The 12,800-nt window shown below is 62.7% G+C and carries 12 protein-coding genes and 1 riboswitch; of the genes, 10 read left to right on the forward strand and 2 right to left on the reverse strand.

Features of this window, described 5'->3' with window-relative positions:
- Nucleotides 1–40 precede the first annotated feature (40 nt).
- From rpoN to BN69_RS10995, 3 genes are all read left to right on the forward strand, one after another.
- A complete protein-coding gene (gene rpoN / locus BN69_RS10985) occupies nucleotides 41–1,606 on the forward strand; it encodes an RNA polymerase factor sigma-54 (protein WP_041926932.1) in 1,566 nt (521 codons plus the stop codon).
- Nucleotides 1,607–1,856: 250 nt separating this feature from the next.
- Nucleotides 1,857–2,444, forward strand: a complete 588-nt coding sequence (hpf, locus tag BN69_RS10990; RefSeq protein ID WP_014891683.1) for a ribosome hibernation-promoting factor, HPF/YfiA family — start codon at nucleotides 1,857–1,859, stop codon at nucleotides 2,442–2,444.
- Between the two features lie 167 nt (nucleotides 2,445–2,611).
- Nucleotides 2,612–3,076 (forward strand): PTS sugar transporter subunit IIA, encoded by a 465-nt coding sequence (locus tag BN69_RS10995; RefSeq protein ID WP_014891684.1) that lies wholly within the window; start codon nucleotides 2,612–2,614, stop codon nucleotides 3,074–3,076.
- A gap of 12 nt (nucleotides 3,077–3,088) precedes the next feature.
- Here BN69_RS10995 and BN69_RS11000 read toward each other — a convergent pair whose 3' ends face one another.
- Complete coding sequence (locus BN69_RS11000) at nucleotides 3,089–3,367, reverse strand: con-10 family general stress protein (RefSeq protein ID WP_014891685.1); 279 nt, start codon at nucleotides 3,365–3,367, stop codon at nucleotides 3,089–3,091.
- Between the two features lie 156 nt (nucleotides 3,368–3,523).
- Entirely contained in the window at nucleotides 3,524–4,339 is an 816-nt protein-coding gene (locus BN69_RS11005) for a response regulator (protein ID WP_014891686.1), read from the reverse strand.
- A 323-nt stretch (nucleotides 4,340–4,662) separates the two neighbouring features.
- Between BN69_RS11005 and BN69_RS19840 the strand changes: the two genes are divergently transcribed.
- From BN69_RS19840 to BN69_RS11040, 7 genes are all read left to right on the forward strand, one after another.
- The gene (locus BN69_RS19840) at nucleotides 4,663–4,905 is read left to right on the forward strand and encodes a NepR family anti-sigma factor (protein ID WP_244434920.1); all 243 of its coding nucleotides are present in this window, start codon (nucleotides 4,663–4,665) and stop codon (nucleotides 4,903–4,905) included.
- Nucleotides 4,902–5,471, forward strand: a complete 570-nt coding sequence (locus BN69_RS11015) for a sigma-70 family RNA polymerase sigma factor (RefSeq protein ID WP_014891688.1) — start codon at nucleotides 4,902–4,904, stop codon at nucleotides 5,469–5,471. Before BN69_RS19840 ends, BN69_RS11015 begins: the two co-directional genes overlap by 4 nt.
- Nucleotides 5,472–5,534: 63 nt before the next feature.
- Nucleotides 5,535–6,932, forward strand: coding sequence for a class II fumarate hydratase (fumC, locus tag BN69_RS11020; RefSeq protein ID WP_014891689.1), 1,398 nt, complete (start codon nucleotides 5,535–5,537; stop codon nucleotides 6,930–6,932).
- 288 nt (nucleotides 6,933–7,220) lie between these two features.
- Nucleotides 7,221–8,618, forward strand: a complete 1,398-nt coding sequence (locus BN69_RS11025; RefSeq protein ID WP_014891690.1) for a M20/M25/M40 family metallo-hydrolase — start codon at nucleotides 7,221–7,223, stop codon at nucleotides 8,616–8,618.
- A 44-nt stretch (nucleotides 8,619–8,662) separates the two neighbouring features.
- A riboswitch (cobalamin riboswitch) is annotated at nucleotides 8,663–8,866 on the forward strand.
- 111 nt (nucleotides 8,867–8,977) lie between these two features.
- The gene (locus tag BN69_RS11030; RefSeq protein WP_014891691.1) at nucleotides 8,978–11,482 is read left to right on the forward strand and encodes a TonB-dependent siderophore receptor; all 2,505 of its coding nucleotides are present in this window, start codon (nucleotides 8,978–8,980) and stop codon (nucleotides 11,480–11,482) included.
- Between the two features lie 79 nt (nucleotides 11,483–11,561).
- Nucleotides 11,562–12,155, forward strand: coding sequence for a DUF7676 family protein (locus tag BN69_RS11035; RefSeq protein ID WP_014891692.1), 594 nt, complete (start codon nucleotides 11,562–11,564; stop codon nucleotides 12,153–12,155).
- Nucleotides 12,156–12,209: 54 nt separating this feature from the next.
- Complete coding sequence (locus BN69_RS11040) at nucleotides 12,210–12,764, forward strand: hypothetical protein (protein WP_014891693.1); 555 nt, start codon at nucleotides 12,210–12,212, stop codon at nucleotides 12,762–12,764.
- Nucleotides 12,765–12,800 lie beyond the last annotated feature (36 nt).

A 12,800-nucleotide genomic window follows, 5' to 3' on the forward strand; every position in this document is an offset into this window, starting at 1 on the left:
AGTGGCGGCCGAAATAGCGTTTCGAGTGGGCCGAGCGAAGATGGCGATTTCCACCAAGTTGATGATGCGTCAGGGCCAAGCCCTGGTGATGACGCCGCAGCTGCTCCAGGCGATCAAGCTGTTGCAGTTTTCCAATTTGGAGCTTGCCGCCTTTTTGCATGATGAGCTTGAGCGCAATCCGCTGCTCGAAGCGCAGGAAGGCGATGGCGGCGATGCGGCCGATCATCCCTCGCAGGGCGCCGAGCCGAGCGGCGCCGAGGCCGTCGACGGGCCGCAGGAGGGCGATTGGGCGCAGCAGGATCTCGCCGTCGACTCCGCGACGCTCTCCGCCGATCTTGGCGCCGACATGAGCAACGCCTTTGAGCCCGAGGGCCCGGCGATCGGAGAGCGGGCGCGCGATGACGCCCCCGACGGCGCCGGACTTTCGGCGACTTCCTGGACCGGCGCCGCCGGCGGCGGGTCGGCCGACGGCGAAGCGCCCAATCTCGAAGCCTATATCGCCGACCGGCAGAATCTCCACGAATATCTCGCCGAACAGCTGGCGCTCGCCTGTCCGGATCCGCGCCACAGAATCATCGGCCAGGCGATCATCGACGCGATCGATGACAGCGGCTATCTGCGGGAGGAGCTTGGCGAGATCGCCGCCCGTCTCGAGGCGGACAGGGCGGAGGCCGAGCGCATTTTGGCGACGATCCAGACCTTCGATCCTTCCGGCGTCGGCGCGCGCGATCTGGCGGAATGCCTCGCGATCCAGCTTAAGGAGCGCGACCGTTATGATCCGGCGATGCAAGCGTTCGTCGCCAATCTTCCGCTCGTCGCGCGCCGCGATTTTGCGCAACTCGCCAAGCTGTGCGGCGTCGACGACGAAGACATCGCCGACATGGCGGCGGAGCTGCGGCGGCTGGAGCCGAAGCCCGGCCGAGCGTTCGGCGGCGCCCCGATTCAGCCGCTCGTCGCCGACGTCATTGTTCGCGCCGCCGCGGACGGCGCCTGGCATGTGGAGCTCAACGCCGACGCGCTGCCGCGCGTATTGGTCAATCACAGTTACGCGGCGCAAATCAGCGGCGTCGCCGCCGGCCCTGCGGACAAGAGCTTCATTTCGAGCTGCCTGCAGAACGCCAACTGGCTGACCAAGAGTCTCGAGCAGAGAGCCCGCACCATTCTACGCGTCGCTTCTGAAATCGTGCGACTGCAGGACGCGTTCCTCACGCATGGCGTCGAACATCTGCGTCCGCTGAACCTGCGCACGGTCGCCGATGCGATCGGCATGCATGAGTCGACGGTCTCGCGGGTGACGTCGAACAAATACATGATGACGCCGCGCGGCGTCTTCGAGCTGAAATATTTCTTCTCCGCGTCGATCGCCACGACGAGCGGCGCCGCCGCGCATTCGGCCGAAGCGGTGCGCTTTCGCATCAAGCAGATGATCGATCGGGAAACGCCCGACGGCATCCTGTCGGACGACGCGATCGTCGAACGGCTGAAGGCGAGCGACATTGAAATCGCGCGGCGCACGGTTGCGAAATACCGCGACAGTTTGCGCATTCCGTCCTCGGTCGATCGCCGCCGCGCCAAGCTTGCGCAGGCGCGCATGACAACCAATTAATTGTCCTATGTCGTCTTCAGGCGCGAAGCTTCGCCGCGGGACGACTCCATTGACTTCGCACGCCGAGGCTTCTAACGCTGCGCGGAATTTCCGCTCTTTGGTTAGATGGCGGGCGATTCGCTGACCCCTCAGGCGGAGTTCCAGGGCGGATGGGGGCGCGTTGGCGGTTGGTCTGACGGCGGCGCGGCAGGCGCGCGGCTGGCCCTTTCCGCGCCGAAACTTCGCTCGCAACGAAAGTTCGGATTGCAAAATGTCTCTCAGGGTTTCCGGCAAGAACATCAACATCGGCGAAGCGCTTCGGGCTCATGTGACGCAGAGGCTTGAGACGGCGGCGTCGAAATATTTCGACGGCCGAGTCAGCGGCCACGTCACCATCTCGCCGGAGGGCTCGGGCTTTCGCGCCGACTGCAACCTGCACCTCGCCTCCGGAATCGTGCTGCAAGCCGACGGCCGCGCACAGGAGCCCTACGCCTCCTTCGATCAGGCGGCGGAACGCATCGAAAAGCGCCTGCGCCGCTACAAGAGCCGGCTTAAGAGCCATCACGAGCATGGCCATGGCGATGGCGCTCAGGCCGAGGTCGTCGCCTATCACGTGCTTGAGGCCCCCGATCCGGAAAATGAGGCGTCGGCGGAGTTCAGCCCCGCGATCATCGCCGAATCCACCACGCAGTTGCGCCGGCTGTCGGTTTCGGCGGCGGTGCTCGACCTCGATCTCACCGGCGCGCCGGTCGTGGTGTTCCGGCACGCCAACACCGGCCGGGTGAATGTCGTCTACCGGCGCGGCGACGAAAATATCGGCTGGATCGACACCCCCGAGTCGGAAGGCGATGCGCGCTGAAGCAAAAACGTCGTGGGACGGCCATAATAACGGCCTCCTCGGCACGTATCTTGCCATTTTCCCACGTCCCTTCGGGTTTGGCGAAAATAGCGAGACGTTGAAATTTCAAGGATGGTCTGGGCCTTCGGCGGCCCTAGACCTCCCATGAGAAGCAGGATGATCGTCGCATGCGGCCAACGGACTTGGTTTCGCCGGATTCGGTTTGCGCCTCGCTGAAGGCCACGACGAAGAAGCACCTTCTCCAGGAGCTCAGCGAGAAGGCCGCGAAGATTTGCGGGCTTCCGGCGCGCGAGATCTTCGATGCGCTGCTTCATCGCGAGCGGCTGGGTTCCACGGGAATTGGCGAAGGCATCGCCATTCCACATGGAAAGCTCGCGAAATTGAAGGGGATTTACGGGGTGTTCGGCCGTCTTGACCGGCCTGTCGACTTCGGGTCCCTTGACGGCGCGCCGGTCGATCTTGTGTTCATGATCCTAACGCCCGAGAGTTCGGGCGCTGATCATCTCAAGGCGCTTGCCTGCGCGGCCCGGATGCTGAGGGAGCAAGGCCTCGTGGCGACGCTCCGCGGAACGCGCGACGACGATGCGCTCTATTCGCTGATCGCACAGCGCTCGAAGCCGTTTGCGGCATAGTAGCGCCGCACCTTAGAGCGGCGCGCTGCGTTTTTGGGCGCCGCCTCCATGCGAGGCGTGTCCGCCTTTGCGGCCGGCTTCCGAAGCGAGCGCATGATCGCGCGAGAAGCTCCGCTTGGCCGGATTCACGCTTTGACCGCCCTTGCGCCCTGCCCGGGCGGCAAGATCGGGGTTCTGCGAGAAACTTCGTTTCTCGTCAGGAACGCTCTGGCCGCCTTTGCGCGCAATGGCCCGCTGCTTTTCGGGATCCATAGACGCAAAGCCACGACTGGATTTTTTATTCTCCTCCATGGGCCGCCTCTCAAAGTTCCCCCAGCGCCTTCGGCTATAACTCGCCGGCTCGGCCAATGTTTCTGGTAGGCGGCGATTTATCTTCGCAGTCTCGAAGGAGCCTCCGCCGGGAAGGCGAGGGCGAAAAAATTTAATGTTTGCAATGAGATCAGAGACTCACATGCCGACCCGCGGCGCGCTTTGTTCGCGGCGTCCGGCGCGTCGCTCAAAAAACAGCGCCTGGCTGATGACGGCCTTGAGGCTTTCGACATTGAAGGGTTTGGCGATAAGAAAGGCCGGCTCGGGCGGCTCGCCGGTCAAAAACCGCTCAGGGTAGGCGGTGACGAAGATCACCGGGATGGAGAGAGAGACGAGGATCTCGTTTACGGCGTCGAGCCCGGAACTGCCGTCCGCGAGTTGAATATCGGCGAGAATCAGTCCCGGGTTGCCGTCTTGGATGGCCGCCACCGCCTCGCCGTGCGTGCGCGGCATGCCGACCACTCGATGTCCCAGCTCCTCGACGATGCTCCTCAGGTCATGGGCGATCAGGGGCTCGTCCTCGATAATCAGCACGTCGGTCGCGATCTGGTCGGCGATCTCGCCGTTCGCCGCCTCGATCAGGGCGCCAGCCTCGACCTCCGAAACCTTTAGAGTCTGACCGATCTGGTCGAGATCGAAGCCTTCGAGCGCCTGCAGCAAAAAGGCTATTCGCGGCTTCAGCGAAATCGCGTCGAGATTGCGTCGACCGTTTTCCGCCAGCGCCCCGGAGCGATCGGTGTGGGCGTTGATCGGCGACGCCGCCCAGACGTCCAGGAACAGACGGTATACAGCGATGCGCAGGTCATCGGAATCTGCGATGCGGTTGGGTTCGGCGACCACCGTTTCGAGAGTGGCCAGCACATAGGCGTCGCCGCCTTCCCGATCGCCGACCAATGCGCGCGCAAAGCGTCTCAAATAGGGAATATGCGCTGAAATTTCCTTTGACGCCGACATGTCTTACAACTCCAGCAGCATCGAGCCTCGCAGAGGAGAGGAGTGCGGGCTAAGCGGATTCAAAACCTGGACAATACGTCAAAACTGCTCGGCATTTTAGGGAACCAATCCTTCAGCGGTGCGTTTTGCCTATCGTCCTTGCGGCGCAGTATAACGCGGCGGCTCCAGAAATCATGCATATTAAAATAGAGGGCTCCATGGGGAATAAGAATCCGGAGAATATAGTTGCGCGCGCGAAAGCAGACGACGACGCTTTCGCAGGCGACGGGCGGTATTCTTCGAGACCGGGCCCTCGCAGGGTGGAGACGTTTGCAGGGTGGGTGATGACACGTGACGAATTCGGCGAGCGTCGCCGAGGAGTAGGGGAGGCGCACTGCGGCGCACAGCCGGCCCAGCGACCGCGGCCGGTGGAATTTCAGGACTCGATCGGAAAGGAACTCCGCAATCTCTATGATGATGTCGTGGCCCAACCGGTTCCCGATCGGTTTCTGAAACTTTTGAACCAACTCGAAACGAATGTGCTATCCTCCCCGGCGACGTTAAGCGCGCCGAGGAAGAGTGAGTGAAGGCAGGCGAAGAAGCGCATTCGGCAGGACAGGGATTGAAGGCTGATCTGATCTCAGCCATCCCGAGCTTGCGCGCGTTCGCTGTGTCGATTTGCGGAAACTCCGATCGCGCCGACGACCTCGTTCAGGAAACGCTGGTCAAGGCCTGGGGCAGCCTCGCGACCTTTTCGGAAGGCACCAATCTCACCGCCTGGCTGTTCACGATCCTGCGCAACATCTACTACAGCGAATTTCGCAAGCGCCGACGCGAGGCCCCCGATCCGGACGGGGTGATCGCCGGACGATTGGTCGCGCCGGAATCGCAGCACGCGCATATGGATTTTCTCGACTTCCGCGACGCGATGCAAAAATTGCCGCTCGATCAGCGCGAGGCGCTGATCCTCGTCGGCGCCTCCGGCATGTCATATGAGGAAGCGGCTCAAATCTGCGGCTGCGCGCCCGGCACGATGAAGAGCCGGGTGAATCGCGCCCGCAATCGGCTCTCAGACCTGATGGCGGCGCCGCCAAGCGCCGAGCCGCGCGAATGGTCCTCGGCCGAGCAGCTCTCCGCAGCCACGCGCGATTGAACGCTGCTCGGAAATGCCGCATAGGGAGGCGCGCGAAACGCCCCTTCCGATGCGAGCGAGCCGATGACCGACGATCACAGAATTGAACGCGACTCCTTCGGCGACATCGCCGTGCCGTCCTGGGCCTATTGGGGCGCCCAGACCGAACGCTCGCGCGAAAATTTTCCGATCGGCGGCGATCGCATGCCGATCGAGATCGTGCATGCGCTGGCGCGAATCAAGCTCGCGGCCGCCAAGGTCAACGCCAGGAAAGGCCTGCTCGAGCCTGAAATCGCCGACGCGATCGTCGCCGCCGCGCGCGAGGTGATCGACGGCAAGCTCGACGAGCATTTTCCGCTCGTCGTCTGGCAGACCGGCTCCGGCACCCAGACCAACATGAACGTCAATGAGGTCATCGCCAATCGCGCCAATGAAACGCTCGGCGCGCCGCGCGGCTCGAAATCGCCCGTTCATCCCAACGACCACGTCAATCTCGGGCAGTCGTCGAACGACAGTTTCCCCACCGCCATTCATATCGCCGGCGCCACGACGATCTCCGGTCGGCTGATTCCCGCCGTCGAGCGGCTGCATATTGCGCTGAACGCCAAGGCGGTGAAATTCGCCGACATCATCAAGATCGGCCGCACCCATCTGCAGGACGCGACGCCGGTGACGCTCGGCCAGGAGTTTTCCGGCTATGCGGCGCAGGCCGAATACGCGGAAAGGCGCATCAGAACGACCCTCGCCGACCTCCTGCAGCTCGCCCAGGGCGGCACGGCGGTCGGCACCGGCGTCAACACGTTCAAGGGCTTTGGCGAAGAGGTCGCGGCCGACATCGCGGAGCAGACCGGACTGCCTTTCGTCTCGGCGCCCAACAAATTCGAGGCGCTCGCCACTCACGACGCCATCGTCTTCGCGCATGGCGCGCTCAACGCGCTGGCGTCGGGCCTCTACAAGATCGCGAGCGACATTCGCCTGCTCGGCTCGGGGCCGCGCGCCGGCCTCGGGGAACTGAGGCTTCCCGAGAACGAGCCCGGCTCGTCGATCATGCCGGGCAAGGTCAATCCGACCCAGGTCGAGTCGCTGACCATGGTGTGCACGCGGGTTTTCGGCAATAATGCGACGATCACCTTCGCCGCCTCGCAGGGCCATCTCGAACTCAATGTGCTGAAGCCGGTCGTCGGCTTCGCGCTGCTCGAATCGACGATCCTGCTCGCCGACGGAATCAATAGTTTCGTCGCGCGCTGCGTCGACGGCATCGAAGCGGATGAGGCCAATATCAAGCGCTTCCTCGATCGCTCGCTGATGCTCGTCACCGCGCTGGCGCCGAAGATCGGCTATGACGCAGCCTCGAAGATCGCCCGCGCCGCGCATAAAAACGGCACGAGTCTCAAGGAAGAGGCGCTCGCGTCCGGCAAGGTGACGGAAGCCGAGTTCGACGCAATCGTGCGGCCGGAGAAGATGCTCGCGCCGAACGCGTGAGCAACCAAAGCAGCTTGCGCAAACACCCTCCCCTTGATGGGGGGTGGCTTGCGCAGCAAGCCGGGTGGGGTGATCGTCTTTTCTATCTCTCGTCTCTTAATGTCACCCCCACCCGCGCTGCTGCGCAGCGCGACCTCCCCCCAATGCAAGTCGGATGTTTCCGACTTGCGTTTTTAGGAAGACCGAAATCGGCTACGCCGATTTTGGTTGGGGGGTGAAACACACGCCGCGTCTTCCCCTCGCCATGCATCCGCACTAGTTTCGGCTCCTCATTGAGGAGCTCAATTCATGGCCGCGATCGAAGCCGTCCTCCAAACGATAGACGCCAATCTCGACGCGTCGAGAGAACGCCTGTTCGATCTCTTGCGCATCCCCTCGGTTTCCACCGATCCGGCCTATCAGGCGCAATGTTTGCGGGCGGCGCACTGGCTCAGGGATCAGCTCAACGGCCTTGGTTACGACGCGCAGGTGCGCGAGACGCCCGGCCATCCGATCGTCGTCGGCCACGCCAAGGCGAAGCGCAAGGATGCGCCGCATGTGCTGTTCTACGGCCATTATGACGTGCAGCCGCCGGATCCCTTGGATCTGTGGGAAACGGAGCCCTTCGCGCCGCGGCTGACCGAGGGCAAGGACGGCCAGGAGAGAAAGGATATCGTCGCCCGCGGCGCCTCGGACGACAAAGGCCAGCTGATGACCTTTCTCGAAGCCTGCCGCGCCTTCGAGGCGAATGGCGGACTGCCCTGCAACGTCACTTTTCTGTTCGAGGGCGAAGAGGAGACAGGGTCGCCCTCGCTGCCGGGCTTTCTCGCGGCGCATAAGGACGAACTCTCGGCGCCCGATCTCGCGCTCGTCTGCGACACCAGCATGTGGAACGCCTCGACGCCGGCGATCACGGTGATGCTGCGCGGGCTCGCGCTCGAAGAGGTGATCATCAAAGGGCCGAGCCATGATCTGCATTCCGGCATGTTCGGCGGGCCGGTGCTGAACCCGATTCATGTGCTGGCGAAAATCATCGCCGATCTGCACGACTCCGAGGGGAAGGTGACGCTGCCGGGCTTCTACGCCGGCGTGCCGGAGATTCCCGAAGACATCGCCGAGCAATGGCGCGCCATCGACTTCGACGAGGCCAAATGGCTCTCGGACATCGGCCTCACGCGCGTCGGCGGCGAAACGGGCCGCGGAATTATCGAGCAGATCTGGGCGCGCCCGACCTGCGACGTCAATGGAATCATCGGCGGCTACACCGGCGCGGGATCGAAGACGGTGCTGCCGGCGCAGGCGTCGGCGAAATTTTCCTTTCGCCTCGTCGGCAAGCAGGACGCGAAAGCGATCCTCGAAAGCTTTCGCGGCTTCGTGCGCGAGCGTCTGCCGGCGGACGCCAAGGCCGAATTTATTTCGCATGGCGCCTCGAACGCGCTGCAGCTTCCCTTCGGTTCGGAAGCGCTCAACCGCGCGCGGCGCGCGCTGGCGGAAGAATGGGGGAAGGAAGCGGTGCTCGCCGGCTGCGGCGGCTCGATCCCGATCGTGGGCAGTTTCAAGCGCGACCTTAATATGGATTCGCTGATGATCGGCTTCGCGCATGACGACGACCGCATTCATTCGCCGAATGAGAAATATTCCTACACGTCCTTCCATAAGGGCGCGCGCTCCTGGGCGCGCGTGCTGCACGCGCTCGCGGCGGCGTGAAGCGATCAGCTACAGCGACGCTCTTGACCTGCGGCGCGATCCGCTTCTATTTTGCGGCAGACGGTTCCCAACGGGATCAAAATGGGAATGCGGTGAGCGCGCTCTTCGCGCGCGATTCCGCGGCTGCCCCCGCAACTGTAAGCGGCGAGCCGACGACCACTAAGCCACTGGAGCCATAAGGCTCTGGGAAGGCGGTCCAAGGCGACAACCCGCGAGCCAGGAGACCTGCCGTCGCTTCGTGGTCACGCGCGAAAGCGTCGGGCGGGGTGCACCGATGCGGCCGAAGCCCTTCGCCTTTATTCGGCGTATGGGCGGAGACCTTTCGCAGTGACGGCCCACGTCTGCTGCGAGTCCAGCTTATGAAATCCCAATTCCTGAAAGGCGGCGTTTGCGTCGCCGTGCGGCGCAATTCGTCCGTCCTGGTCCTTTCTACAGCCCTCTCGTCCTCCGCTTTCGCCCAAAACGCGCTTCCGGTGATTGAAATCGGCAGGCCGGGGCCAAGCGTCATCCATGGCTTGGAAGGCCCGGTCGCTGCGCCCGTCGGCGACAACGGGACCGAAATCGGACCCGGGGACAACGGCCAGCTTTGCGCCGAAGGCGTCTGCAACGATCCGACGTCCTACGCCGCGCCGATCCAGTCGGTCGGCACCAAGGTCAATACGCCGATCATGGAGACGCCGGTCACGACGCGGACCGTCACGCGTCAAATGCTCGAAGACCAGCAGGCCATCACGATCGACCAGGCGTTGAAGAACGTCAGCGGCGTCGCCTTGTCGGGCGGCGGCGACGCGGCTCTGGGCAATTCCTTCAGACAGATCATTCTTCGGGGATTTCCGACCCAGAATTATTTTCGCGACGGTTTCAGAGTCGACAGCTTCGGCCTCAACTTCACCGGCGCCAGCAATCTCGAAATGGCCAATGTCGAGAGCGTCGAAGTTCTGAAAGGCCCCGCGGCCATTCTATACGGCGCGGTGGAGCCCGGCGGCATCGTCAACATCAACACGAAGCAGCCCCTGGAGAAGCGCGTCTTTTCCCTGCAGCAGCAGATCGGCAGTTACGCCTCCTACCGCACGACGCTCGACGCCACGGGGCCCGTGACCGAGAACAAGGACCTGCTCTATCGCTTCATCATGTCCTATGAGAACGACGGGTCGTTCCGCGCCTTCGGCTACAATCGAAATTTGATGATCAACCCGGTCGTGAAATGGCGTATCGACGGCGACACCTGGGTTCGAGCGTCCACGCAATTCCAGCAGAACAGTCTCAATCAGGACTGGTATTTCGTGCCTTATTTCGGGATGTTCAACCCGCTTTGGCTCGGACGCAGCTTCAACTGGGGACCGAATTCACCGTACAATCAGCAGCAAAATTTTACCGAGTTCACCTGGCATCACGACTTCAATAAGGACTGGTCGATCCAGCAAACCGCCTTCATGCAATTGTTGCGTAGCGACTGGCAAAACGCCGGCGGCTTCGGCTCTATCAGCGACTGCATAACGCCCGGAAGCACGTCTTGCTTCTCCTTCCCATCGCCTAGCAATGTCACGCTGAACTGGGGCGCGTTTCCGTCGGACAACAGGCAGGCGGAATATGCGACGACGGTCAATCTCGTCGGGCATTTCGACACCGGCGAGCGTCTCAATCATACGCTGCTCGCCGGCGCGGACTATTACCGCTACAATTTCAGAGGCCGGAACCTGAATGCGGCGAATTACAGTTCGACGCTCCTTCTCGGCGCGCCGCAGCCGCCGACGCCGATCTCCGGTCTTTATGCCTTCGCCGCGACCGAGCAATACGCCGACAATCTGGGCATTTATCTGCAGGATCAGATCAAGCTGCCCTATGGCTTCACCGTGCTCGGCGGCGCGCGCTTTCAATATATCGACAGCAGAACCGGCGCCACGGAGAATTCGAAATTCTGCGGGCCGTATTCCGAGAATGCGTTTGCGGGACTGGTGATCCCCTGCAACTTCGATACGATCACGGCGCGAGCGCAATTCGTCAATCAGAGAGTGACGCCGCGCGTCGGGCTCTTGTGGCGGCCGCTCGACTGGATGAGCTTCTACGGCAATTACGCCGAATCCTACAGCCCGAATTACAACGGCAAGCTGGTCTTGAACACGAACGACCCGACGCCCCCGAGCGCCGGCGCGCAGGTAGAAGGCGGCGTCAAGCTTTCCGTGTTCGACGGGAAGCTTCAGGCGACCGCGGCCTATTATCATCTGGTCAAGACCAATATTCCGATCGGCATTCCGAACGACTTCAACCATGTGATGCTGATCGGCGAAGGGCGCTCGCAGGGTCCTGAACTCGACATCCAGGGCGAGCTCTCGCCCGGCTGGAGCGTCAACCTCGCCTACGCCAACACCGACGCGCTCACCACCAAGTCAAATCCGCTTTATCTCGGGGTTCCGACCGCCGGATCGCCGATCCCCTTCGTTCCGCGCAATGTCGGATCGCTGTCATCGGGGTATGAATTCAAGGACGGCCAGATGAAGGGTCTGAGAGTCGGCGCGCGCTACGATTACACCGGCTATATTCCCTTCTCCCATTGGGCGAATGACGGAAGCTATATCTATGGCCAGTCGACGCCGAGCTATGGAATCGTCGGCCTGTTCGGAGCCTATGAGCTCAATCTCGCCGACTACAAGCTCGTCGCGCAGCTCAATGTGAGCAATCTCTTCGACAAGACCTATTTCACCAGCGGCGGCCTGGGGCCGCAGGCCTTCGACGCCGCGCATCCGTTCGGTTACGCGGTGCCCTACACCAACCCGATTCAGGTGGGCTGGAACCTGCCCGGGTACAATTACAACGTGATCGGGGCCCCGCGGACGTTCCGCGGATCGATCAAACTGTCGTTCTAAACGCGCGCAGCGACATCTTCGCGCGCATAGGAGCGCGCGAAGATCGCTTCCGCCTCGGTTCGCTACAAACAGAAAGCGCATGGCCATGACAGCAATCGCCGACTTAGCGCCTAAACGAATCGTCGAGCCCGATGGCGCATCGCTCGATGTCTTCTCCCTGCCGACGGACACGGCGAGTCTCGAAGAATTGTTTCGCGATCTTTTCGAAAATCACTGGCGCGACATCGTCTTCGGGCCGATCATTCAGGGCGCGGCGTGGGAGATCCACGCCGACCGTCCGCCGACGCGCATCAGGCTGCTCGACGGCTATCTGACGGTCGCTTTCGGCGTCACGCATTTTCACGTCTGCATCGGCGAGAACAAGGGATCGCGCGCGCGGCCGACGTCGCCGGAACTCGCGAAGCTCAGGCGAACGTCACGCGCCGAACTCTATCGCCGGCGCAACACGAGCTGCGTGCCGATGTCCTGGGGACTGCAGCTGTTCAACGGCGCCGGCGAGCAGCAGATCACCGTGCTGCTGCCCAATCCCTTCCTCGACGCGGTGACGGATAAAGTCCTGAAAGAACCCGATTGGTCGCGCCTCGCGCTGTGGGACAAATTGCGCGCGCGCTGGTTCGGTCTGCACGAACCCGATCCCATCGATCGCTCGGCAGGCCGGTCGCGCGGCGACTGACGCGCCGCGCTTTCGAATTCGACTTCCCTTGTCTTCACTTGAAAGGAGAACCTCATGTCGCTTACGCTTTCCACTCTTCCGACGACAAACCGCCGCGCGCTCTGGGCCGCGACCTTCATCGCCGCGAGCGTCATTTTCAGCTTCAGTTGGGCCTGCGCCGTTCCGCTCGCGGGCTTCGCCGCCGTCGCGGCGCTCACCAGCGCGCGTCGCGAGGCCCTGCTGCTGACGGGCGCAGTCTGGTTCATCAATCAGGCTGTCGGCTTTCTCTTCCTGCATTATCCGACGGACGCCATGACGCTGTTTTGGGGCGGCGCGCTCGGCGTCATCGCTTTGCTGTCTTGTGAGAGCGCCGGCCTGCTCGCGCGCCGCTTTTCTGGTTTCGCCGGCGGTCTCGCCGCTTTCCTCGCGGCCTTCGTCGTCTATGAGAGTCTGATTCTGGCGGTCACGGCGGCGACGGGCCCCGGCGTCGATCATTTCACTGCGCCGGTCGTGACGCGGATCTTTTTGATCAATCTCGGCGCCTTTGTCGCGCTGTTGATGTTGAAGGCCGCAGGCGCCGCAATGGCGAATCGCGATGTGACGAAGGCATTCGCCTCGCGCCCGATCTAGGCGCGAAGGAGCCATGGACGAAGGTGGTCGCGACCC

Origin of the sequence: Methylocystis sp. SC2 (assembly GCF_000304315.1) — a bacterium.
Lineage (GTDB): Bacteria > Pseudomonadota > Alphaproteobacteria > Rhizobiales > Beijerinckiaceae > Methylocystis.

Bases quoted from the DNA above. Each gene is read 5' to 3' on its own strand.
- rpoN (WP_041926932.1), top strand. From the start codon at position 41: ATGGCGATTTCCACCAAGTTGATGATGCGTCAGGGCCAAGCCCTGGTG.
- hpf (WP_014891683.1), top strand. From the start codon at position 1,857: ATGTCTCTCAGGGTTTCCGGCAAGAACATCAACATCGGCGAAGCGCTT.
- BN69_RS10995 (WP_014891684.1), top strand. From the start codon at position 2,612: ATGCGGCCAACGGACTTGGTTTCGCCGGATTCGGTTTGCGCCTCGCTG.
- BN69_RS11000 (WP_014891685.1), bottom strand. From the start codon at position 3,367: ATGGAGGAGAATAAAAAATCCAGTCGTGGCTTTGCGTCTATGGATCCC.
- BN69_RS11005 (WP_014891686.1), bottom strand. From the start codon at position 4,339: ATGTCGGCGTCAAAGGAAATTTCAGCGCATATTCCCTATTTGAGACGC.
- BN69_RS19840 (WP_244434920.1), top strand. From the start codon at position 4,663: ATGACACGTGACGAATTCGGCGAGCGTCGCCGAGGAGTAGGGGAGGCG.
- fumC (WP_014891689.1), top strand. From the start codon at position 5,535: ATGACCGACGATCACAGAATTGAACGCGACTCCTTCGGCGACATCGCC.
- BN69_RS11025 (WP_014891690.1), top strand. From the start codon at position 7,221: ATGGCCGCGATCGAAGCCGTCCTCCAAACGATAGACGCCAATCTCGAC.
- BN69_RS11030 (WP_014891691.1), top strand. From the start codon at position 8,978: ATGAAATCCCAATTCCTGAAAGGCGGCGTTTGCGTCGCCGTGCGGCGC.
- BN69_RS11035 (WP_014891692.1), top strand. From the start codon at position 11,562: ATGGCCATGACAGCAATCGCCGACTTAGCGCCTAAACGAATCGTCGAG.
- BN69_RS11040 (WP_014891693.1), top strand. From the start codon at position 12,210: ATGTCGCTTACGCTTTCCACTCTTCCGACGACAAACCGCCGCGCGCTC.